Genomic DNA, 24,461 nt, shown 5'->3' on the forward strand with positions numbered 1-24,461 from the left:
AAATTCGGTATCAACCAGCCCACGCAGCAAGGCCTGCTGCCAGATCCCGCGCACAATAACTTCAGCGTTCGGTCTCATACCTGCTCCGAACTGGCTGATACTTGCGACACAACATCAGGTATTGCAGGGTGATACAATTCACTGCCAGAAGATCGAAATTGGGCCGACATTTGCTGCATTCCCTGCTCAAGTTCACCTTCAGCAAGAGGCTCTTGTTGTGTGCTTTTTAGAGCATTTAGCTGCAAATTTTCAGCATAATCGCGTACATCTTGCGATATCTTCATCGAGCAAAACTTCGGCCCACACATCGAACAAAAGTGTGCAACCTTGCCCGACTCTTGCGGCAAACTCTCATCATGGAATGCTCGTGCAGTCACCGGATCAAGTGATAAGTTAAACTGATCTTCCCAGCGAAATTCAAAGCGTGCTTTTGATAACGCATTATCACGCAACTGTGCACCCGGGTGTCCTTTTGCCAAATCAGCCGCATGTGCGGCCAATTTGTAAGTAATCAGCCCCGTTTTAACATCCTCTTTATTCGGTAATCCTAAATGCTCTTTCGGTGTGACATAACAGAGCATAGCGCAGCCATACCAGCCAATCATCGCCGCCCCAATACCTGAAGTAATATGGTCATAACCGGGCGCAATATCGGTAGTTAACGGGCCTAAAGTATAAAATGGCGCTTCATCGCAATGCTTTAGCTGCTCTTCCATATTGGCTTTAATCAGCTGCATTGGCACATGCCCCGGCCCTTCAATCATCACCTGCACATCATGTTGCCACGCAATTTTGGTCAGCTCGCCAAGCGTGCGTAATTCGGCAAATTGTGCCTCATCGTTGGCATCATGAATTGAGCCGGGGCGTAAACCATCTCCCAATGAAAGCGACACATCGTACGCCTGACAGATCTGACAAATCTCAGTAAAATGCTGATATAAAAAATTTTCTTTATGGTGGGATAAACACCACTTCGCCATAATCGAACCACCACGCGATACAATACCGGTCAGCCGCTTAGCCGTCATCGGTACATAACGCAGCAACACACCGGCATGAATCGTAAAATAATCCACCCCCTGCTCAGCCTGCTCAATCAAGGTATCGCGCATGACCTCCCAACTCAGATCCTCGGCTATTCCGTTAACTTTCTCTAATGCCTGATAAAGTGGAACCGTGCCAATCGGTACGGGGCTGTTACGTAAAATCCACTCGCGTGTTTCATGGATATAGCGCCCCGTTGACAGATCCATCACCGTATCAGCGCCCCAACGCGTTGCCCATACCAGCTTCTCCACCTCCTCCTCTACCGAAGAGCTGACGGATGAATTACCAATATTGGCGTTTACCTTCACCAGAAAATTTCGCCCGATAATCATTGGCTCAGCTTCGGGGTGGTTAATATTTGCTGGAATAATAGCCCGCCCAGCCGCCACCTCCTGACGAACGAACTCAGGTGTAATCTGCACCGGAAACGGCTGACCATCATGCACACCCGCATGCTGATGCGCCAAATGTGGGTTAGTATTACCTGCGCAAGCCATATTCTCGCGCAGCGCAATATACTCCATCTCAGGCGTGATGATGCCACAACGCGCATAATGCAGCTGAGTCACACAGCGGCCAGATTTTGCCTTACGCACCGCCGGCAATACCGGAAAACGCAAAGCAAAATAGTGCGAATCATCCAACCGCTCACGGGTAAACACAGAACTCACCTCAGGCAATACCTCGGTATCTACACGTTCATCAATCCACGCCGTACGCAAACAAGGTAAGCCAGATTGGATCTGAATATTCGCTTGCTGATCACTGTAATTGCCTGACGAGTCATACACTCTAACTGGCTGATTATCCTGATAAACAGGCTCACTCTTACTGCCCCCCACCAAACTCGGTGCCAGCGCAATCTCACGCATACCTACACGAATATCCGGGCGTGAGCCTTGTAAATACACTTTATGGGAATTGGGATAAGGATAGGCTTGTAGCGTATCAAGAAAGGTCTTTGCCGCCGCCCGACTAGCCTGACGTGTAGGCGCTTGCTGAGCTTGATCAGACGATTTGGCAGAAGAGACAATCACCACGGTACGTGATGAATCAAGAGATGATGTAGAAGACATAGCATTCCTTATTAATCCGTAGATAAGAGATGCTTGTCGAGAGTAGAGCGGTAAACCTCAGTAAATTTTAACCATCACAGCAACCAGCAGATATCAGTAATAACCGATATTCTGTACAGGTAGCTAACGATACTCTTGTGTAATTAATAATAATTAACTTTAAAATCAGTATGATAAATAAAAAATACCCTAGCTTGATGCCGTCTCCCAATAAGGGTGACTCACTAAAGCGTTATCATACACAACAAGATTCAACATATTCTGAGTTGTTTTCCAACCCTTGTTCCCTTCGCAGGTATTAACCTGATCAGGTTCAACGGATCCCGCGTTACAACAGCGGTCTCAGCCAAATGGCACTCCGACAAGAGCCTTGAGTATAACAAGCTTCAGTATGGAAACAAGCGCCGCCTATGTGCAGGATAAAAGATCACTGCTCCATCCTTCTATCCTGTTATCTGTTACCCACTTTACAGTGACGGGTCACAGCTATAAAAAAAGCCTAGCATTGCTGCTAGGCTTTTTTTATGAAATTTTTATCGAATCTGATCTTATACAGAGAACTACTTATAGCGAAAATCAGCATTCTTTCTTTTTGGCAGGGGCGGAGAGACTCGAACTCCCAACATTCGGTTTTGGAGACCGACGCTCTACCAATTGAACTACGCCCCTATAAGAAAAATTATATCAACAATCTGTACGCTATTCAATCTGCCAATTGAGCAAATTGCATGACTAGTCCTGATATAAGTTGACAGTTTTCTGTCTGTAAAATGCCTGATGAACATCATCGGGCGTTTTGTATTTTAGGGCCAGGTGTGGCCGCTCATGGTTATAAATTGCCACGGATTCTTTTACCATTTCCCGGGCTTGCGCTAGGTCTGCAGGACGCGAGAGTAAAAACTCATTTTTCAGGATCCCGTTTATTCGCTCAGCCAGTGCATTCTGGTAGCAGTCATAACCATCGGTCATTGAACAGGTTATCCCGTTTTTCTCATGGACTGACTGATAAAGCGCTGAACAGTATTGCAGCCCTCTGTCAGAGTGATGAACCAGGGGCCCCGTCGTTTTTCTTCGCCTCAGAGCCTGTTTAAACGCTTTTACCACATTTTCTGCTTGCAGGTTTTCCCCGACATGATAACCCATGATTTTTCTGGAGCAAGCATCTGTGACCAGACTCAGATAAGCTGTGCCACTGAGCAGTGGAAGGTACGTAATGTCGGCAACCCAGACCTGCTCTGGCTCAAGGGCGGTAACCTGTCCTGGGCCGGGTTTCAGCAGATTAGGATGCCGGTAAAAGCGATGGTGGCTGTTGGTGGTTTTGTGATACGCCCGTTTCACTGGCACCAGAAGCCGGTATTCATTCAGCAGGTTAAACAGACGGTCTCGTCCTATATTCAGCATGTTATCGGCCTGAGTGTTCAGCAGATAGTGCAGTTTACGCGTGCCGATTCGCGGCTGACGACACCTGACACGGGCAACAAACGCAAGAACCCGGGCATGATGCTCCTGGCGTTTTCTGCGCCTTGTGTTGTCCTGATACCACGCCTGTCTGCTGTGCCCCAGGAACTGGCATGCGCGCGTAACAGTTATTTTTGGGGCCGGACTTTGCGCGAGGACTTGCCGGGCCGCTTTTTTACGACATTTACCCCGTAATCATTTTTCAGGACATTGATAACCGACTCAAAAAACTCAGCTTTCTGGTTCGCCAGCTCAAGCTGTTCTTCAAGTTCCCTGATTCTTTGCTCGGGTGTAAGCGGGATAGTCGTCTGAGCCACAGGCCGTTTCCTCTTCACTAGGTCAGGAAATCCGGGACTCCAGTCAAGCCGGCCATATTTACGCAGCCAGACAAGAACGGTAGAGCGCCCCTGGATACCATACCGCTGCTGGGCCTGTTTATAGGTCATCTCGCCTTTTTCAACCTGCTCAACAACAGCTATTTTAAAGGATAGAGGATAATCACGTTGGGTGCGTTTGAACTCAATCATCATCACGTTCTCCAGATTTAAGTCAGGAACGTGTCAACGCTATTCAGGACGGGTCAGCAGACGAAAAAAAGCCCAGCGATTAAGCTGGGCTTATTTCAATCAGTGGCGGTGTGGACGGGACTCGAACCCGCGACCCCCGGCGTGACAGGCCGGTATTCTAACCAACTGAACTACCACACCACCGATTCTGTTGCTCACCTGCTTGTGCAGATGACTAAATTTGATGCCTGGCAGTTCCCTACTCTCGCATGGGGAGACCCCACACTACCATCGGCGCTACGGCGTTTCACTGCTGAGTTCGGCATGGGGTCAGGTGGGACCACCGCGCTATCGCCGCCAGGCAAATTCTTTTATTCTATTTACATAACCGCCATTTCATGGCCATTACGCTAAATCTGAAAACGCACTGATAAATTCTGTTTTGCTCTCAAAAACATCGTCTGAACTTCATCGTCCAACATAACTTTGGCGTTGTATGGTTAAGCCTCACGGGCAATTAGTACAGGTTAGCTCAACGTATCGCTACGCTTACACACCCTGCCTATCTACGTCGTAGTCTCCAACAACCCTTTAGGAGGCTCTAGGCCTCAGGGATGACTCATCTCGGGGCAAGTTTCGCGCTTAGATGCTTTCAGCGCTTATCTCTTCCGTATTTAGCTACCCGGCAATGCCACTGGCGTGACAACCGGAACACCAGAGATACGTCCACTCCGGTCCTCTCGTACTAGGAGCAGCCCCCCTCAATCATCCAACGCCCACGACAGATAGGGACCGAACTGTCTCACGACGTTCTAAACCCAGCTCGCGTACCACTTTAAATGGCGAACAGCCATACCCTTGGGACCAACTTCAGCCCCAGGATGTGATGAGCCGACATCGAGGTGCCAAACACCGCCGTCGATATGAACTCTTGGGCGGTATCAGCCTGTTATCCCCGGAGTACCTTTTATCCGTTGAGCGATGGCCCTTCCATGCAGAACCACCGGATCACTATGACCTACTTTCGTATCTGCTCGACCTGTCCGTCTCGCAGTTAAGCTGGCTTATGCCATTGCACTAACCTCCTGATGTCCGACCAGGATTAGCCAACCTTCGTGCTCCTCCGTTACTCTTTAGGAGGAGACCGCCCCAGTCAAACTACCCACCAGACACTGTCCGCATCCCGGATTACGGGACCACGTTAGAACATCAAACATTAAAGGGTGGTATTTCAAGGTCGGCTCCACGCAAACTGGCGTTCACGTTTCAATGCCTCCCACCTATCCTACACATCAAGGCTCAATATTCAGTGTCAAGCTATAGTAAAGGTTCACGGGGTCTTTCCGTCTTGCCGCGGGTACACTGCATCTTCACAGCGATTTCAATTTCACTGAGTCTCGGGTGGAGACAGCCTGGCCATCATTACGCCATTCGTGCAGGTCGGAACTTACCCGACAAGGAATTTCGCTACCTTAGGACCGTTATAGTTACGGCCGCCGTTTACCGGGGCTTCGATCAAGAGCTTCGCTTGCGCTAACCCCATCAATTAACCTTCCGGCACCGGGCAGGCGTCACACCGTATACGTCCACTTTCGTGTTTGCACAGTGCTGTGTTTTTAATAAACAGTTGCAGCCAGCTGGTATCTTCGACTGACTTCAGCTCCATCCGCAAGGGACTTCACCTACCGTCAGCGTGCCTTCTCCCGAAGTTACGGCACCATTTTGCCTAGTTCCTTCACCCGAGTTCTCTCAAGCGCCTGAGTATTCTCTACCTGACCACCTGTGTCGGTTTGGGGTACGATTTCTGGTGACCTGATGCTTAGAGGCTTTTCCTGGAAGCGTAGTATCAGCTACTTCAGCACCGTAGTGCTTCGTCATCACGCCTCAGTGTTATGCAGAAAACCGGATTTACCTAGTCTTCCCACCTTCACGCTTAAACCGGGACAACCGTCGCCCGGATAGCCTAACTTTCTCCGTCCCCCCTTCGCAGTCACCACAAGTACGGGAATATTAACCCGTTTCCCATCGACTACGCTTTTCAGCCTCGCCTTAGGGGTCGACTCACCCTGCTCCGATTAACGTTGAACAGGAACCCTTGGTCTTCCGGCGGGGGAGTTTTTCACTCCCCTTATCGTTACTTATGTCAGCATTCGCACTTCTGATACGTCCAGCATGCCTCACAGCACACCTTCTACCGCTTACAGAACGCTCCCCTACCCAATAACACCTAAATGTCATTGCCGCAGCTTCGGTGCATGGTTTAGCCCCGTTAAATCTTCCGCGCAGGCCGACTCGACTAGTGAGCTATTACGCTTTCTTTAAATGATGGCTGCTTCTAAGCCAACATCCTAGCTGTCTGAGCCTTCCCACATCGTTTCCCACTTAACCATGACTTTGGGACCTTAGCTGGCGGTCTGGGTTGTTTCCCTCTTCACGACGGACGTTAGCACCCGCCGTGTGTCTCCCGGATAGTACTCTACGGTATTCGGAGTTTGCATGGGGTTGGTAAGTCGGGATGACCCCCTAGCCCAAACAGTGCTCTACCCCCGTAGGTATTCGTCCGAGGCGCTACCTAAATAGCTTTCGGGGAGAACCAGCTATCTCCCGGTTTGATTGGCCTTTCACCCCCAGCCACAAGTCATCCGCTAATTTTTCAACATTAGTCGGTTCGGTCCTCCAGTTAGTGTTACCCAACCTTCAACCTGCCCATGGCTAGATCACCGGGTTTCGGGTCTATACCCTGCAACTAAATCGCCCAGTTAAGACTCGGTTTCCCTACGGCTCCCCTATTCGGTTAACCTTGCTACAGAATATAAGTCGCTGACCCATTATACAAAAGGTACGCAGTCACACCACGAAGGTGCTCCTACTGCTTGTACGTACACGGTTTCAGGTTCTATTTCACTCCCCTCACAGGGGTTCTTTTCGCCTTTCCCTCACGGTACTGGTTCGCTATCGGTCAGTCAGGAGTATTTAGCCTTGGAGGATGGTCCCCCCATCTTCAAACAGGATACCACGTGTCCCGTCTTACTCATCGAGCTCACAACCAGTGCACTTTCATGTACGGGGCTATCACCCTGTATCGCCGGCCTTTCCAGGCCGTTCCATTAACACACTGGCTGATGTTGACTCTGGGCTGCTCCGCGTTCGCTCGCCGCTACTAACGGAATCTCGGTTGATTTCTTTTCCTCGGGGTACTTAGATGTTTCAGTTCTCCCGGTTCGCCTCGTTAAGCTATGTATTCACTTAACGATACCTAAGTTATCTTAGGTGGGTTTCCCCATTCGGACATGGTTGGTTAATAGCGCTTCATCCCAGCTCACCAACCCTTTTCGCAGGGTAGCACGTCCTTCATCGCCTCTGACTGCCAAGGCATCCACCGTGTACGCTTAGTCACTTAACCATACAACCCAAAATTATTTCAGATTGATGAAAGTACTAAACTGGTCATATGCCAGTTTCTCAAGACGCTTGTTCTTAAGAACTTCAGTTATTTATCAGCTTGTTTCCAAATTTTTAAAGAGCTTTCTCTTCGCTTTCGCAAAGACAAACAAACAATCTGTGTGAGCACTCAGCCAAAGGCTGGTATCGCAGGTAAGGAGGTGATCCAACCGCAGGTTCCCCTACGGTTACCTTGTTACGACTTCACCCCAGTCATGAATCACAAAGTGGTAAGCGCCCCCCCGAAGGTTAAGCTACCTACTTCTTTTGCAACCCACTCCCATGGTGTGACGGGCGGTGTGTACAAGGCCCGGGAACGTATTCACCGTAGCATTCTGATCTACGATTACTAGCGATTCCGACTTCATGGAGTCGAGTTGCAGACTCCAATCCGGACTACGACATACTTTATGGGATTCGCTCACTATCGCTAGCTTGCCGCCCTTTGTATATGCCATTGTAGCACGTGTGTAGCCCTACTCGTAAGGGCCATGATGACTTGACGTCATCCCCACCTTCCTCCGGTTTATCACCGGCAGTCTCCTTTGAGTTCCCGCCATCACGCGCTGGCAACAAAGGATAAGGGTTGCGCTCGTTGCGGGACTTAACCCAACATTTCACAACACGAGCTGACGACAGCCATGCAGCACCTGTCTCAGAGCTCCCGAAGGCACTCCCATATCTCTACAGGATTCTCTGGATGTCAAGAGTAGGTAAGGTTCTTCGCGTTGCATCGAATTAAACCACATGCTCCACCGCTTGTGCGGGCCCCCGTCAATTCATTTGAGTTTTAACCTTGCGGCCGTACTCCCCAGGCGGTCGATTTAACGCGTTAGCTCCGGAAGCCACGCCTCAAGGGCACAACCTCCAAATCGACATCGTTTACAGCGTGGACTACCAGGGTATCTAATCCTGTTTGCTCCCCACGCTTTCGCACCTGAGCGTCAGTCTTTGTCCAGGGGGCCGCCTTCGCCACCGGTATTCCTCCAGATCTCTACGCATTTCACCGCTACACCTGGAATTCTACCCCCCTCTACAAGACTCTAGCTTGCCAGTTTCAAATGCAGTTCCCACGTTGAGCGCGGGGATTTCACATCTGACTTAACAAACCGCCTGCGTGCGCTTTACGCCCAGTAATTCCGATTAACGCTTGCACCCTCCGTATTACCGCGGCTGCTGGCACGGAGTTAGCCGGTGCTTCTTCTGCGAGTAACGTCATAGCAACAGCGTATTAAGCTGCTCCCTTTCCTCCTCGCTGAAAGTGCTTTACAACCCGAAGGCCTTCTTCACACACGCGGCATGGCTGCATCAGGGTTTCCCCCATTGTGCAATATTCCCCACTGCTGCCTCCCGTAGGAGTCTGGACCGTGTCTCAGTTCCAGTGTGACTGGTCATTCTCTCAAACCAGTTAGAGATCGTCGCCTTGGTGAGCCATTACCCCACCAACTAGCTAATCCCACCTGGGTTCATCCGATAGCATGAGGTCCGAAGAGCCCCCACTTTGGTCCGAAGACATTATGCGGTATTAGCTACAGTTTCCCGTAGTTATCCCCCTCTATCGGGCAGATCCCCAGGCATTACTCACCCGTCCGCCGCTCGTCACCCAAGAAGCAAGCTTCTTTGTGCTACCGCTCGACTTGCATGTGTTAGGCCTGCCGCCAGCGTTCAATCTGAGCCATGATCAAACTCTTCAATTTAAAGTTTGTCGCTCGAAATAACTAGCAAATAAATTGTCAGTCACTCGTTTAACTAAGTATCTTTTGGATAGTCAGCGTCTTCAACGAGTGCCCACACAGATTGTCTGATTGATTTTTTAAAGAGCAGCGCCAACGCTTTCACGTTGACAGGGCGCGCATTATTTCGCATTTCCCTTTGGCTGTCAAGGTCTGTTTTTCACATTCCTTAAAAGCGTTTTATTCTTTACTGCTTAGCTTTCAGTGATTTGCATCACAGTTGCCGTGTCAGTGGGGTCGCATTATAGGGCGTTTTGAGTTTGGCACAAGGGGAAATGTGCGTTTTTTTTCTGTTTGCTTAAATGCTGTACGAACAGGAGGAAATAACGGCAATTAAGGAGGGCGAATGGGTCTTTATCCCTAAAAAGTAAGGCTTTTGCTGTTATTTTTGCAGGCTCGTATAAATACGGATATTACTTATATAGGTGAACGATGTTTATAACGCGGTGTGAAGTAGGCTGTGAAGAAGCATTTTTAGCCGTGCCGGTTTGACGGGCTTGGCAAGGAAGTAGGCGGCGTGTTGTTGTACATGCTGTTGGATGTGTGTGGAGCGGTCGGCACTGAGGACGACGATCTTGGCCTGCGGGAGGTGGGTGTTAAGTGTGGTGGTGATGTCTAGACCGCAAATTCCGTCGGCCAGATGGTAGTCGGTGAGAATAATATGGGGTTGCCAGCCATTTTGCAGTTCGTGCAAGGCTTGTGTTTCGGTGGCGACGGTTCTGACTTCACACTCCCAGCGAGTCAGTAGGAGCTGGAGTGCATCTAGGATGTCAGGTTCGTTATCGATACAGAGTATTTTTAGCCCATACAGGTGGTTGCTGTGTGGTGCAGGATCAGTGGGTCGTTGAGTGCTGACAGAGGTATCGGCATGGCTTAAGGGAACGCTGACGCTGAATACTGAGCCTTTACCGAGCTGTGATTCAACAGTAATGGGGTGTTCGAGCATGTTGGCCATACCTTTGGCGATGGCAAGGCCTAACCCGAGACCATTTTCTTTGGCTGTACGCCCGTGATCAAGCCGAGAAAATTCATCAAAGATGATGCCAACCTTATCTTGCGGGATGCCAACACCGTTATCCCAGACTTGCAGGGTCAGTTGGTTGCACTGTCGCCGACAACCGAGCAGTACGCGACCATGCGGGGCGTAGCGAAAGGCGTTAGTGAGGAAGTTTTGCAGTATACGGCGCAGGAGTTTGCGATCACTGTCGACCCACTGGTGGCTTCGGATAACGGTAAGGTGCATATGCTGTGCTTGCGCCAGAACGCCAAACTCGGCGGCTAGATTGTCGAGGATCTCATTAATCGGGAAACGGGTTCGGCGAATATTGAGCTTTCCGCCTTCAATGCGTGACATATCGAGCAAGTCACTAATCAGCTCTTCTGCCGAGGTCATGGCATCTTCAACGCGACAAGCCAGTTCACGAGTCTGGCCTGCGGGCAGCATTTCTAATAAAGAGGCATTAAAGAGCTTGGCGGCGTTGAGCGGCTGCATGAGATCATGGCTGACAGCGGCTAAAAACCGACTTTTGGAATGCGCGGCCTGATGAGCAGTTTGTGTGGCACTGACCAGTTGTTGATTTAGTAAAGTCAGCTCTTGGGTACGCTCTTGTACCCGCGCTTCAAGGGTTTCATTGGCTTCAAGCAGGGCATTTTCAGCTTCAATAAAGGGGGTTATATCGGTGAAGCTCATGACAAATCCACCGCCCGGCATCGGGTTACCTTGAAGTTCAATAACCCGCCCATCGGGCCGCCGACGAGCAGAGCGGTGTGCACTGCCTTGTTGCATGTGTGCTACCCGCCGCCGGACTTGCTCTTCAATGCTGCCTCGGCCACATAACCCCTGCTGTGCGTTATAGCGAATGATCTCTTCAATCGGCCGCCCTACATGGATCAACCCAGCAGGGAAGTTAAACAGTTCAAGATAACGGCGATTCCATGCAACAAGCCGCAGTTGTTTATCAATAACACTCAGCCCTAGATCGATATGCTCAATGGATCCTTGCAGTAAGGTGCGCGAAAAATCAAATAGTTCAGAGGCTTCATCAACAATGGTAGCAACCTCTTCAAGCTGCATATCACGCCCCTGCAAAGCAGAAGAGAGAACCAGACGGGCTGAAGATGCACCAAACACACCAGCTAGTAAGCGCTCACTATGGCGAATAAGCTCAGCAGAGGCAAAGGAATTCGGTGTAAAGACTTGTTGGCGCTGATCGGCAAAGCGCATAAACGCACGGCGTGCGCGAAACTGCCCTAAAAAACGGGCAATTAACGTTTCAAGCTCTTCAAGGGTAACGCGAGTTTGGTACAGAGTATGGGTATCGCTCTCTTGAGTTGGCAGGCCAATAAAGCTGGCAGCTTGTAAGCGCTCACTAATTGATGCGCGGGTCATCAGTGAAACAACAATATAAAGCCCGGCATTAATCACTAAACTTAATAGCGCGCCCCAATCGGCCAGACTCAGTGAGGTGGTCAGTGCCCATGCCGGTGGAGTGATAATACGCAGTAAAATGTTGTTATCAGCCGTACCGGCCAGCAAATTTGTTTGCCCAACCAGCGCCAGTAACCAGAGTAAAAATCCGCTGATTAGCCCGACATACACACCTTTTCGGTTGCCTTGCCGCCAATATAATCCGCCGATCAGGGCCGGTAAAAATTGGGCTACGGCAGATAATGAGAGATAGCCGATATCTGCCAGTGCGGGGATCTGATCAATAGCCAAATAGCAGGCCCACGCCAACAGCAGCAATACGGCGATAGTAATTCGCCGAACATTCAATAATAGGCCGGAAAATTGGTGATAGGTTCGGTGTGAGAAACGCTGCTGACGCAGTAACAGCGGTAAAATCAGATCATTACTGACCATAATCGCCAGTGCAATGCTCGATACTATGACCATGCCCGCCGCCGCTGACGCACCGCCCAAAAAAGCCAGCATACTTAATGAGGGATAACCAAAGGCCAGTGGTAGGTTAATCACATAGGTATCTGGCAGCACTTCAGACGGCAATACTGCCGCACCAATCAGGGCAATGGGGATAACAAACAGGCTCATCAGCAGTAAGTAAAACGGAAATACCCAACGGGCGACATGTAAATCTTGCGGCTGAGAGCTTTCAACAACGGTGGTATGAAATTGACGCGGCAAACAGATCACTGCGCTCATGGCCAATAACAGGTGAATACTGAAGCTGCCGATATGGGTTGGTGTCATCGATATATTATCGGGGATCTGCCAGCTGATTTGCTGCTGGCTGGCCAACCAGACAATGCCGAACCCTACACCGAGAAAAGCCACTAGCTTGACCAGTGATTCAAACGCTATCGCTAAAACCACCCCACGATGATGCTCAGTCGCATCTATATTACGAGTACCAAACAGTATCGCAAAGATACTGAGCCCTACACCCACCAACAGTGCCAGCTGATTATTACTTAAGTGTGCAATCACTATCAGATCGGGAGCCAAAATGGTTAGCCCGGTGCTGATGGCTTTCATCTGCAGAGCAATATAAGGCAGTACACCCGCCACAGAAATCAAGGTAACCAACACGCCAATGGTTTGTGCTTTGCCATAACGGGCAGCAATAAAATCAGCAATCGAGGTAATGTGTTCACGCTTGGCAATTAGGATCATGCGGGCCAGCATCCGCCAGCCAAACAAAAAAACCAACATCGGGCCAAGGTAGATAGGGATAAATGAGAATATGTCGCGACTAGCTTGACCGACCGTGCCAAAAAAAGTCCACGAGGTGCAGTATACGGCAATCGAAAAGCTATAAATGAGCGGACGCCAAGCGGAGCTGCCGCGGTAATATCTATCACCTAGCCAGGCTACTAAAAATAGCAGCCCTAACCACGCGAGTATGACAGGAACAACAATCCATCCTTGCATTGCTTTTGCCTTATCCTTTGGCATTTACCGTATTGTATGCGTAATAACCGCATCCGAAAATGAGATTATTACGCATTAACTCGTTACGCAGTTGTATGTGAAGGGCGCAATAAAATCGCGGGAATCGCCAGTAATGCCATACACCAAAATACGTTGCTGCCTAAATAAGTATATAAATAGCCGGAAACAACCGTCATCACCGCAATACCACCGCCAGTTACCAGTGCCGCATAAATCGCTTGCAGGCGGATAGTGTGGCTCTCTGGTTGTTCACGGATAAACCGAATCGACGCCACATGGCATAGTGCAAAGGTCATCCCGTGCATCAACTGGACGACAATCAGCCCAGGCAGTATCTCCACTTCAGCTAATAATCCCCAGCGAACAAAAACACAAACCGCGCACAGTAATAAAATCCGGCGAATTGACCAACGGCCAAAAAAACGCCCCGAAAAAGCAAATACCGCAATTTCAGCAATCACCCCCACAGACCACAGCATACTGATAACTGCCGTGCTGTATCCTAAGCCCTTCCAATATAAGGTACTAAAAGCATAATAAGCAGCATGAGAACCTTGCAACAAGGTCACGCAAAGCAAAAACTTAACCACATCCGATGATCGCAATACATCGGCGAAACTAACCAACTGCTGCTGTTTAGTCACTTTTTCTGCGGGAAGGATTGTCGGCGTCTGCCACCAACAAAGGTTCATCACCGCCAAACCCACCAATAACCCCCACAGGGCGGCATGATAATCGGTATAACTGATAAGCCAACCAACCAGCGTTGAACCGGTAATAAAAGCAAATGAACCCCATAGCCGGGCACGGCCATAATCCAACCCAATCTGGCGTTGCCAGGTATTTGCCAGTGCATCACCCAGCGGAATCAACGGCCCGTTCATCAGGTTAAACAGCACCATAATGATAAATAGCCACCCGACATATTGCTGACCAACTAAAAAGCCTGCTGCACTGACTAAACTCAATCCACCAAGCAAACGCAGTGCATGAATCAATAATCCAGCATGTTTTACGCGCGGCGTAATAAATAAATTACCAACAAAACGGGCTGTCAGCCCAACACCCAGCAATAGGCCAATATTCTCTGCTGATTGCCCGGTTCCCGATAGCCATAAAGACCAAAAAGGTAAATAAATTCCATACGTTAGGAAATAGGTAAAAAAATACACCCCTAACCATAACGGTGATGACAGTGTCATCTGCGCACTCCTTGCACAAGCCAAAGCGGTACTCTGACAAAGCACCTGTACAGTTGCAACCGATCGCGCTGTTTTTTCTCTACTTTCCAAACTGCATCTACTTAACGTCTCTCATCCCAAAGTCTAATTGTGATCCCCTCCCTTTAAGTTCACATTTTATTAACACCTGAGATTGACCAATGCCAAGGAGAGCCTTATGAGTCATACGAATCTACATCCGGTAATGCCACAATTTTCAGCCAATGCGCTGATCAACCAACAGCAATATCAAGAGATGTATTGCCAGTCAGTGCAAAACCCAGACAATTTCTGGCGTGAACAAGGCAAGATTGTTGACTGGATCCGCCCTTACCAGAGCGTAAAAAATACCTCCTATGATTCTGGGCACGTCAGTATTCGTTGGTTTGAAGACGGTACACTCAATCTTTCTGCTAACTGTATCGACCGCCACCTTGCAACCCGTGGAGATGAAACCGCCATTATCTGGGAAGGGGACAACCCTGCTGAAGATAAAAAAATCACTTATCGACAACTGCATCAGCAAGTGTGCCAATTTGCCAACGCACTTAAAGCACAAGGCGTGCGTAAGGGTGATGTTGTTGCTATTTATATGCCGATGGTTGTAGAAGCAGCAGTTGCTATGTTGGCTTGTGCACGTATTGGTGCTATTCACTCGGTTGTGTTTGGTGGTTTCTCTCCTGAAGCACTTTCAGGACGGATCATAGACTGCAAAGCCAAGATAGTGATCACTGCCGATGAAGGTTTACGGGCAGGAAAGTGCGTACCGTTAAAGAAAAATGTTGATGAATCACTGACTAATCCAGAAGTAAAAACCGTTGAAAAAGTGATCGTCTATCAGCGCACCGGCAATCCGGTTGCATGGCATAGCCACCGCGACTGTTGGTGGCATGAGCTGACTGCTAATGCCTCCACTGACTGCCCACCTGAAGAGATGAACGCAGAAGATCCACTGTTTATTCTTTACACCTCAGGTTCAACCGGAAAACCTAAAGGGGTATTGCATACCACCGGCGGATATCTGGTCTATGCCACCATGACATTCAAATACATTTTTGATTACCACCATGATGATATTTACTGGTGTACCGCCGATGTAGGCTGGGTGACTGGGCACTCCTACCTGCTGTATGGACCATTGGCCAACGGCGCTACTACCTTAATGTTCGAAGGTGTACCTAATTATCCGAACGTTAACAGAATGGCCCAAGTTGTTGATAAACATCAGGTCAGTATCCTGTATACCGCCCCAACTGCAATTCGCGCATTAATGGCAAAAGGCAGTGCTGCCATTGAAGGCACATCGCGCCAAAGCTTGCGCCTACTCGGCTCAGTTGGTGAACCGATCAACCCAGAAGCTTGGGAGTGGTACTACCGCATGATAGGCGATAGCCAGTGCCCGATTGTTGATACCTGGTGGCAAACCGAAACCGGTGGCATTTTAATCACCCCACTGCCAGGAGCAACAGCGCTCAAACCCGGCTCAGCAACCCTACCATTTTTTGGCGTGCAACCGGCTATTGTCGACAATATGGGCAATATTCAAGACGGTGTCTGCGAAGGAAATCTGGTATTGGTTGACGCATGGCCAGGGCAAGCTCGTACTCTGTTTGGCGATCATGAACGCTTCGAACAAACCTATTTCTCAACCTTTAAAGGCATGTACTTTACTGGGGATGGAGCACGCCGTGATGAAGATGGCTACTACTGGATAACCGGCCGTGTTGACGATGTCCTCAATGTTTCCGGCCACCGTCTGGGAACAGCCGAAATAGAATCAGCCTTAGTTTCACATCCGAAAATCGCTGAAGCTGCGGTAGTTGGCGTTCCACATGATATCAAAGGCCAAGCAATCTACGCTTACATCACCCTCAATAGCGGCGAAATAGCCAGCGCAGCCCTGCATGCGGATGTGCGCGATTGGGTACGTAAAGAGATCGGCCCGATTGCCACTCCCGATGTATTGCACTGGACAGACGGTTTACCAAAAACCCGCTCTGGAAAAATAATGCGCCGTATTTTGCGCAAAATTGCTGCCGGAGAAACCAGCAACTTAGGTGATACCTCAACCCTTGCCGATCCAAGTGTTGTTGAACGCTTGATCGAACAGAAAAATCTATTACTCACAGAAGCGGCACAGTAATCCCTAACAATAAAACAAACCGATGTTCACCCTATGTTCAAAAAGGAAGAGCACCATGAACGAAAATGTCTATCAACGGATTGAACGTAATCCGCATTTTCAAGAGTTAGTTCGTAAGCGTCAACGCTTTGCCTGGACACTCTCTTTGATCATGCTGGCCTGCTATTTAGGTTTTATTCTGTTAATTGCCTTTGATCCAGCATGGCTAGGAACACCTATTAGCCCAGACTCAAGCATTACACGCGGCATTCCCGTTGGCGTTGGTATTATTTTTACCGCATTTATCTTAACGGGAATTTATGTTCAACGCGCCAATGGCGAATTTGATCAATTAAACCAAGAAATATTAAATGAGGTGAGCAAATGATACGCCGCAGCCTGCTCGGGATCAGCCTCTATAACCTATTATCACTGACAACAGCACATGCTGAAGCATTAACCGGTGAAGTACAAAAACAGCCGCTTAATCTTTCCGCCATCATCATGTTTCTTATCTTTGTTGGCGCAACATTGTGCATCACCTATTGGGCATCAAAACGTAACCGCTCAACCGCTGATTATTATGCCGCTGGCGGGCGTATCACCGGATTTCAAAATGGCTTAGCCATTGCCGGTGATTACATGTCAGCCGCCTCATTTTTAGGTATTTCGGCACTGGTATATACATCCGGCTACGACGGATTAATTTACTCTATCGGCTTTTTAGTTGGCTGGCCGCTGATTCTGTTTTTAATTGCAGAGCGCCTGCGTAACCTCGGTAAATATACCTTCGCCGATGTCGCCTCTTACCGATTAAAGCAAAAAGATGTGCGGATTTTATCGGCTTGTGGATCATTAGTGGTTGTTTCACTCTATCTGATCGCACAAATGGTAGGAGCCGGTAAACTGATAGAACTGCTATTTGGCCTAAATTACCATGTTGCTGTGATTATGGTGGGGATCTTAATGGTGTTGTACGTACTGTTTGGCGGCATGCTCGCCACAACGTGGGTACAAATCATTAAAGCCGTTATGCTACTTTCTGGCGCAAGCTTTATGGCAATCATGGTATTGAAACACGTAAACTTCGATATCTCTTCACTGTTCAATGAAGCCATTAAAGTTCATCCAAAAAGTACTGCCATCATGAGCCCCGGAGGTTTAGTTTCCGACCCCATCTCTGCAATATCATTAGGCCTCGCCTTAATGTTCGGAACTGCCGGTTTACCACACATTTTAATGCGCTTTTTTACCGTCAGTGATGCCAAAGAAGCCCGCAAGAGTGTCTTTTATGCCACCGGATTTATCGGCTACTTCTATATCCTGACTTTTATTATTGGTTTTGGCGCGATTTTATTAGTCAGCACTAACCCTGCATTTAAAGATGCAGCAGGTAGCCTAATTGGTGGTAATAACATGGCAGCTATTCATTTAGCTGATGCGGTAGGAGGAAGCCTGTTCTTAGGTTTTATCTCTGCGGTTGCCTTTGCCACAATATTGGCCGTTGTAGCAGGGCTAACGTTAGCTGGCGCTTCTGCAGTATCACACGATTTGTATGCCAGCGTAATCTGTAAAGGCAAAGCAAAAGAAGCCGATGAGCTAAAAGTATCTAAACTCACCACGTTGATACTCGGTCTTGTAGCTATTGGCTTAGGTATTTTGTTTGAAAAACAAAATATCGCCTTCATGGTCGGGTTAGCTTTCTCTATCGCAGCAAGCTGTAACTTCCCAGTACTGTTCTTATCCATGTACTGGTCAAAATTAACAACCCGTGGCGCAGTTATCGGTGGCTGGGCAGGATTAATTACCGCCGTAACACTGATGATTTTAGGGCCAACTATTTGGGTGAAAGTGCTCGGTCATGCAGAAGCGATTTTCCCGTACGAGTACCCAGCCCTATTTTCAATGCTGGTTGCATTTGTCGGTGTTTGGTTCTTCTCTATTACCGATAAATCAGCCGCAGCAACGGATGAACGCGCTAAATTCATGCCACAATTTGTTCGTTCACAAACTGGTGTTGGAGCATCGGGTGCTGTGTCTCATTAATACTCTGTATTGCCCAATATTGAAGATAACTAGCTTATCAATATGATTGTTATAACTAATAGCATTCATAACTGATAGGATTCAATTCTATCGATACTCACTAACCCCGTCTTTACGGGGTTTTTTATACATCAAAAACAGAGCCTAAAAGAAAACGCTTTTATGGGATACACAAACCAATCCAGCCCCATCCATACGCCATCAAAAGAACGGCTCAACTACCCATGTCCTAGTTACAGAGGACTACATAGATAGTTTCATAGGTAATTGGTAATTGGTAATTGGTAATTGGTAATTGGTAATTGGACAGTTAGGGCGTTGAGCTACTGATAAGTTCATTATCGTGTGAGCCTCAGCAAATCGCTCATGTGTGCCTGTCCAAAATCCCCAATAAGTTTTAATAAATAAAATACAACAACGCAAAAAGCCCATCCTTTCGGATGGGCTTCTTACTTATTTGATGCCTGGCAGTTCCCTACTCTCGCATGGGGAGACCCCACACTACCATCGGCGCTACGGCGTTTCACTGCTGAGTTCGGCATGGGGTCAGGTGGGACCACCGCGCTATCGCCGCCAGGCAAATTCTTCTATTCTATCTGCATAACCGCCATTTTATGGCCATTACGCTAAATCTGAAAACGCACTGATAAATTCTGTTTTTGTTCTCAAAAACATCGTCTGAACTTCATCGTCCAACATAACTTTGGCGTTGTATGGTTAAGCCTCACGGGCAATTAGTACAGGTTAGCTCAACGTATCGCTACGCTTACACACCCTGCCTATCTACGTCGTAGTCTCCAACAACCCTTTAGGAGGCTCTAGGCCTCAGGGATGACTCATCTCGGGGCAAGTTTCGCGCTTAGATGCTTTCAGCGCTTATCTCTTCCGTATTTAGCTACCCGGCAATGCCACTGGCGTGACAACCGGAACACCAGAGATACGTCCACTCCGGTCCTCTCGTACTAGGAGCAGCCCCCCTCAATCATCCAACGCCCACGACAGATAGGGACCGAACTGTCTCACGACGTTCTAAACCCAGCTCGCGTACCACTTTAAATGGCGAACAGCCATACCCTTGGGACCAACTTCAGCCCCAGGATGTGATGAGCCGACATCGAGGTGCCAAACACCGCCGTCGATATGAACTCTTGGGCGGTATCAGCCTGTTATCCCCGGAGTACCTTTTATCCGTTGAGCGATGGCCCTTCCATACAGAACCACCGGATCACTATGACCTACTTTCGTATCTGCTCGACCTGTCCGTCTCGCAGTTAAGCTGGCTTATGCCATTGCACTAACCTCCTGATGTCCGACCAGGATTAGCCAACCTTCGTGCTCCTCCGTTACTCTTTAGGAGGAGACCGCCCCAGTCAAACTACCCACCAGACACTGTCCGCATCCCAGATTATGGGACCACGTTAGAACATCAAACATTAAAGGGTGGTATTTCAAGGTCGGCTCCACGCAAACTGGCGTTCACGTTTCAATGCCTCCCACCTATCCTACACATCAAGGCTCAATATTCAGTGTCAAGCTATAGTAAAGGTTCACGGGGTCTTTCCGTCTTGCCGCGGGTACACTGCATCTTCACAGCGATTTCAATTTCACTGAGTCTCGGGTGGAGACAGCCTGGCCATCATTACGCCATTCGTGCAGGTCGGAACTTACCCGACAAGGAATTTCGCTACCTTAGGACCGTTATAGTTACGGCCGCCGTTTACCGGGGCTTCGATCAAGAGCTTCGCTTGCGCTAACCCCATCAATTAACCTTCCGGCACCGGGCAGGCGTCACACCGTATACGTCCACTTTCGTGTTTGCACAGTGCTGTGTTTTTAATAAACAGTTGCAGCCAGCTGGTATCTTCGACTGACTTCGGCTCCATCCGCAAGGGATTTCACCTACCGTCAGCGTGCCTTCTCCCGAAGTTACGGCACCATTTTGCCTAGTTCCTTCACCCGAGTTCTCTCAAGCGCCTGAGTATTCTCTACCTGACCACCTGTGTCGGTTTGGGGTACGATTTCTGGTGACCTGATGCTTAGAGGCTTTTCCTGGAAGCGTAGTATCAGCTACTTCAGCACCGTAGTGCTTCGTCATCACGCCTCAGTGTTATACAGAAAACCGGATTTACCTAGTCTTCCCACCTTCACGCTTAAACCGGGACAACCGTCGCCCGGATAGCCTAACTTTCTCCGTCCCCCCTTCGCAGTCACCACAAGTACGGGAATATTAACCCGTTTCCCATCGACTACGCTTTTCAGCCTCGCCTTAGGGGTCGACTCACCCTGCTCCGATTAACGTTGAACAGGAACCCTTGGTCTTCCGGCGGGGGAGTTTTTCACTCCCCTTATCGTTACTTATGTCAGCATTCGCACTTCTGATACGTCCAGCATGCCTCACAGCACACCTTCTACCGCTTACAGAACGCTCCCCTACCCAATAACGCCTAAACGTCATTGCCGCAGCTTCGGTGCATGGTTTAGCCCCGTTAAATCTTCCGCGCAGGCCGACTCGACTAGTGAGCTATTACGCTTTCTTTAAATGATGGCTGCTTCTAAGCCAACATCCTAGCTGTCTGAGCCTTCCCACATCGTTTCCCACTTAACCATGACTTTGGGACCTTAGCTGGCGGTCTGGGTTGTTTCCCTCTTCACGACGGACGTTAGCACCCGCCGTGTGTCTCCCGGATAGTACTCTACGGTATTCGGAGTTTGCATGGGGTTGGTAAGTCGGGATGACCCCCTAGCCCAAACAGTGCTCTACCCCCGTAGGTATTCGTCCGAGGCGCTACCTAAATAGCTTTCGGGGAGAACCAGCTATCTCCCGGTTTGATTGGCCTTTCACCCCCAGCCACAAGTCATCCGCTAATTTTTCAACATTAGTCGGTTCGGTCCTCCAGTTAGTGTTACCCAACCTTCAACCTGCCCATGGCTAGATCACCGGGTTTCGGGTCTATACCCTGCAACTAAAGCGCCCTATTAAGACTCGGTTTCCCTACGGCTCCCCTATTCGGTTAACCTTGCTACAGAATATAAGTCGCTGACCCATTATACAAAAGGTACGCAGTCACACCACGAAGGTGCTCCTACTGCTTGTACGTACACGGTTTCAGGTTCTATTTCACTCCCCTCACAGGGGTTCTTTTCGCCTTTCCCTCACGGTACTGGTTCGCTATCGGTCAGTCAGGAGTATTTAGCCTTGGAGGATGGTCCCCCCATCTTCAAACAGGATACCACGTGTCCCGTCTTACTCATCGAGCTCACAACCAGTGCACTTTCATGTACGGGGCTATCACCCTGTATCGCCGGCCTTTCCAGGCCGTTCCACTAACACACTGGCTGATGTTGACTCTGGGCTGCTCCGCGTTCGCTCGCCGCTACTAACGGAATCTCGGTTGATTTCTTTTCCTCGGGGTACTTAGATGTTTCAGTTCTCCCGGTTCGCCTCGTTAAGCTATGTATTCACTTAACGATACCTAAGTTATCTTAGGTGGGTTTCCCCATTCGGACATGGTTGGTTAATAGCGCTTCATCCCAGCTCACCAACCCTTTTCGCAGGGTAGCACGTCCTTCATCGCCTCTGACTGCCAAGGCATCCACCGTGTACGCTTAGTCACTTAACCATACAACCCAAAATTATTTCAGATTGATGAAAGTACTAAACTGGTCATATGCCAGTTTCTCAAGACGCTTGTTCTTAAGAACTTCAGTTATTTATCAGCTTGTTTCCAAATTTTTAAAGAGCAAGGTAGTTCACAGTGTTCTGCAAATACCATATGGCAAAGTGAACTGTTACGTTCAATTCGCTTTGCGATATGGTGGAGCTATGCGGGATCGAACCGCAGACCTCCTGCGTGCAAGGCAGGCGCTCTCCCAGCTGAGCTATAACCCCATACCGGTGTGACTTATCTTTCCACTTTCCTCTGAAAAGGAAGTGGTGGGTCTGAGTGGACTTGAACCACCGACCTCACCCTTATCAGGGGTGCGCTCTAACCACCTGAGCTACAGACCCAGATAAGTCTCTCTTCTTTCAATTAATCAAACAATCTGTGTGAGCACTCAGCCAAAGGCTGGTATCGCAGGTAAGGAGGTGATCCAACCGCAGGTTCCCCTACGGTTACCTTGTTACGACTTCACCCCAGTCATGAATCACAAAGTGGTAAGCGCCCCCCCGAAGGTTAAGCTACCTACTTCTTTTGCAACCCACTCCCATGGTGTGACGGGCGGTGTGTACAAGGCCCGGGAACGTATTCACCGTAGCATTCTGATCTACGATTACTAGCGATTCCGACTTCATGGAGTCGAGTTGCAGACTCCAATCCGGACTACGACATACTTTATGGGATTCGCTCACTATCGCTAGCTTGCCGCCCTTTGTATATGCCATTGTAGCACGTGTGTAGCCCTACTCGTAAGGGCCATGATGACTTGACGTCATCCCCACCTTCCTCCGGTTTATCACCGGCAGTCTCCTTTGAGTTCCCGCCATTACGCGCTGGCAACAAAGGATAAGGGTTGCGCTCGTTGCGGGACTTAACCCAACATTTCACAACACGAGCTGACGACAGCCATGCAGCACCTGTCTCAGAGCTCCCGAAGGCACTCCCGTATCTCTACAGGATTCTCTGGATGTCAAGAGTAGGTAAGGTTCTTCGCGTTGCATCGAATTAAACCACATGCTCCACCGCTTGTGCGGGCCCCCGTCAATTCATTTGAGTTTTAACCTTGCGGCCGTACTCCCCAGGCGGTCGATTTAACGCGTTAGCTCCGGAAGCCACGCCTCAAGGGCACAACCTCCAAATCGACATCGTTTACAGCGTGGACTACCAGGGTATCTAATCCTGTTTGCTCCCCACGCTTTCGCACCTGAGCGTCAGTCTTTGTCCAGGGGGCCGCCTTCGCCACCGGTATTCCTCCAGATCTCTACGCATTTCACCGCTACACCTGGAATTCTACCCCCCTCTACAAGACTCTAGCTTGCCAGTTTCAAATGCAGTTCCCACGTTGAGCGCGGGGATTTCACATCTGACTTAACAAACCGCCTGCGTGCGCTTTACGCCCAGTAATTCCGATTAACGCTTGCACCCTCCGTATTACCGCGGCTGCTGGCACGGAGTTAGCCGGTGCTTCTTCTGCGAGTAACGTCATAGCAACAGCGTATTAAGCTGCTCCCTTTCCTCCTCGCTGAAAGTGCTTTACAACCCGAAGGCCTTCTTCACACACGCGGCATGGCTGCATCAGGGTTTCCCCCATTGTGCAATATTCCCCACTGCTGCCTCCCGTAGGAGTCTGGACCGTGTCTCAGTTCCAGTGTGACTGGTCATTCTCTCAAACCAGTTAGAGATCGTCGCCTTGGTGAGCCATTACCCCACCAACTAGCTAATCCCACCTGGGTTCATCCGATAGCATGAGGTCCGAAGAGCCCCCACTTTGGTCCGTAGACGTTATGCGGTATTAGCTACAGTTTCCCGTAGTTATCCCCCTCTATCGGGCAGATCCCCAGGCATTACTCACCCGTCCGCCGCTCGTCACCCAAGAAGCAAGCTTCTTTGTGCTACCGCTCGACTTGCATGTGTTAGGCCTGCCGCCAGCGTTCAATCTGAGCCATGATCAAACTCTTCAATTTAAAGTTTGTCGCTCGAAATAACTAGCAAATAAATTGTCAGTCACTCGTTTAACTAAGTATCTTTTGGATAGTCAGCGTCTTCAACGAGTGCCCACACAGATTGTCTGATTAATTTTTTAAAGAGCAGTGCCAGCGCTTTCACGTTGACAGGGCGCGCATTATTCCGCATTTCCCTTTGGCTGTCAAGGTCTGTTTTTCACATTCCTTAAAAGCATTTTATTCTTTTACTGCTTGGCTTTCAGTAGCTTGCGCTGCTGTTGCCGTGTCAGTGGGGTC

At 49.2% G+C, this 24,461-nt stretch carries 7 protein-coding genes, 4 tRNA genes, 6 rRNA genes and 1 riboswitch; of the genes, 3 read left to right on the forward strand and 14 right to left on the reverse strand.

The features are described 5' to 3' along the window. Positions 1-74: 74 nt before the first annotated feature. The 9 genes from thiC to AC1HDJ_RS02315 form a co-directional block, all read right to left on the reverse strand. The gene (gene thiC / locus AC1HDJ_RS02275; protein ID WP_479536958.1) at positions 75-2,123 is read right to left on the reverse strand and encodes a phosphomethylpyrimidine synthase ThiC; all 2,049 of its coding nucleotides are present in this window, start codon (positions 2,121-2,123) and stop codon (positions 75-77) included. A gap of 267 nt (positions 2,124-2,390) precedes the next feature. Beyond that, positions 2,391-2,494: riboswitch (TPP riboswitch) on the reverse strand. A 222-nt stretch (positions 2,495-2,716) separates the two neighbouring features. Beyond that, positions 2,717-2,792: transfer RNA gene (locus AC1HDJ_RS02280), tRNA-Trp, on the reverse strand. A 63-nt stretch (positions 2,793-2,855) separates the two neighbouring features. Then, a protein-coding gene (locus AC1HDJ_RS02285; protein ID WP_479536960.1) for an IS3 family transposase occupies positions 2,856-4,111 on the reverse strand; the annotation gives its coding sequence in 2 pieces (ribosomal slippage) (positions 2,856-3,760 and positions 3,760-4,111; 1,257 coding nt in all). Positions 4,112-4,211: 100 nt separating this feature from the next. After that, positions 4,212-4,288 (reverse strand) — tRNA-Asp (locus AC1HDJ_RS02290). A 45-nt stretch (positions 4,289-4,333) separates the two neighbouring features. Then, a 5S ribosomal RNA gene (rrf, locus tag AC1HDJ_RS02295) occupies positions 4,334-4,449 on the reverse strand. Between the two features lie 134 nt (positions 4,450-4,583). After that, positions 4,584-7,490, reverse strand: a 23S ribosomal RNA gene (locus AC1HDJ_RS02300). A gap of 192 nt (positions 7,491-7,682) precedes the next feature. Continuing rightward, positions 7,683-9,225, reverse strand: a 16S ribosomal RNA gene (locus AC1HDJ_RS02305). The 16S, 23S and 5S rRNA genes sit together here with 1 tRNA gene alongside, the layout of an rRNA operon. Before the next feature lie 472 nt (positions 9,226-9,697). Further along, entirely contained in the window at positions 9,698-13,153 is a 3,456-nt protein-coding gene (locus AC1HDJ_RS02310; protein WP_479533021.1) for a PAS domain-containing hybrid sensor histidine kinase/response regulator, read from the reverse strand. Positions 13,154-13,236: 83 nt separating this feature from the next. Then, positions 13,237-14,376: a 3-phenylpropionate MFS transporter gene (locus AC1HDJ_RS02315; RefSeq protein WP_479533023.1), complete on the reverse strand. Its 1,140-nt coding sequence runs from the start codon at positions 14,374-14,376 to the stop codon at positions 13,237-13,239. Positions 14,377-14,572: 196 nt separating this feature from the next. Here AC1HDJ_RS02315 and acs point away from each other — a divergent pair, with 196 nt between their 5' ends. The 3 genes from acs to AC1HDJ_RS02330 are packed head-to-tail and all read left to right on the forward strand — an operon-like array spanning position 14,573 to position 18,562. Beyond that, positions 14,573-16,537 carry an acetate--CoA ligase gene (gene acs / locus AC1HDJ_RS02320; RefSeq protein ID WP_479533025.1) on the forward strand — a complete coding sequence of 655 codons (1,965 nt, stop codon included), beginning with the start codon at positions 14,573-14,575 and terminating at the stop codon, positions 16,535-16,537. A 55-nt stretch (positions 16,538-16,592) separates the two neighbouring features. Continuing rightward, the gene (locus AC1HDJ_RS02325; protein ID WP_438623675.1) at positions 16,593-16,904 is read left to right on the forward strand and encodes a DUF485 domain-containing protein; all 312 of its coding nucleotides are present in this window, start codon (positions 16,593-16,595) and stop codon (positions 16,902-16,904) included. Beyond that, positions 16,901-18,562 (forward strand): cation acetate symporter, encoded by a 1,662-nt coding sequence (locus AC1HDJ_RS02330; protein WP_479533028.1) that lies wholly within the window; start codon positions 16,901-16,903, stop codon positions 18,560-18,562. Before AC1HDJ_RS02325 ends, AC1HDJ_RS02330 begins: the two co-directional genes overlap by 4 nt. 462 nt (positions 18,563-19,024) lie before the next feature. Here AC1HDJ_RS02330 and rrf (AC1HDJ_RS02335) read toward each other — a convergent pair. From rrf (AC1HDJ_RS02335) to AC1HDJ_RS02355, 5 genes are all read right to left on the reverse strand, one after another. Beyond that, a 5S ribosomal RNA gene (gene rrf / locus AC1HDJ_RS02335) occupies positions 19,025-19,140 on the reverse strand. A gap of 135 nt (positions 19,141-19,275) precedes the next feature. Continuing rightward, positions 19,276-22,182 (reverse strand): 23S ribosomal RNA (locus AC1HDJ_RS02340). Positions 22,183-22,375: 193 nt separating this feature from the next. Then, positions 22,376-22,451: transfer RNA gene (locus AC1HDJ_RS02345), tRNA-Ala, on the reverse strand. A gap of 43 nt (positions 22,452-22,494) precedes the next feature. Beyond that, a tRNA-Ile gene (locus AC1HDJ_RS02350) sits at positions 22,495-22,571 on the reverse strand. A gap of 71 nt (positions 22,572-22,642) precedes the next feature. Beyond that, a 16S ribosomal RNA gene (locus AC1HDJ_RS02355) occupies positions 22,643-24,185 on the reverse strand. Positions 24,186-24,461 lie beyond the last annotated feature (276 nt).

Source organism: Plesiomonas sp. ISS29 (genome assembly GCF_056522795.1).

What these genes read in the sequence shown, in the direction of transcription:
- thiC (WP_479536958.1), bottom strand. Translation starts at nt 2,123, where the DNA reads ATGTCTTCTACATCATCTCTTGATTCATCACGTACCGTGGTGATTGTC.
- AC1HDJ_RS02310 (WP_479533021.1), bottom strand. Translation starts at nt 13,153, where the DNA reads ATGCAAGGATGGATTGTTGTTCCTGTCATACTCGCGTGGTTAGGGCTG.
- AC1HDJ_RS02315 (WP_479533023.1), bottom strand. Translation starts at nt 14,376, where the DNA reads ATGACACTGTCATCACCGTTATGGTTAGGGGTGTATTTTTTTACCTAT.
- acs (WP_479533025.1), top strand. Translation starts at nt 14,573, where the DNA reads ATGAGTCATACGAATCTACATCCGGTAATGCCACAATTTTCAGCCAAT.
- AC1HDJ_RS02325 (WP_438623675.1), top strand. Translation starts at nt 16,593, where the DNA reads ATGAACGAAAATGTCTATCAACGGATTGAACGTAATCCGCATTTTCAA.
- AC1HDJ_RS02330 (WP_479533028.1), top strand. Translation starts at nt 16,901, where the DNA reads ATGATACGCCGCAGCCTGCTCGGGATCAGCCTCTATAACCTATTATCA.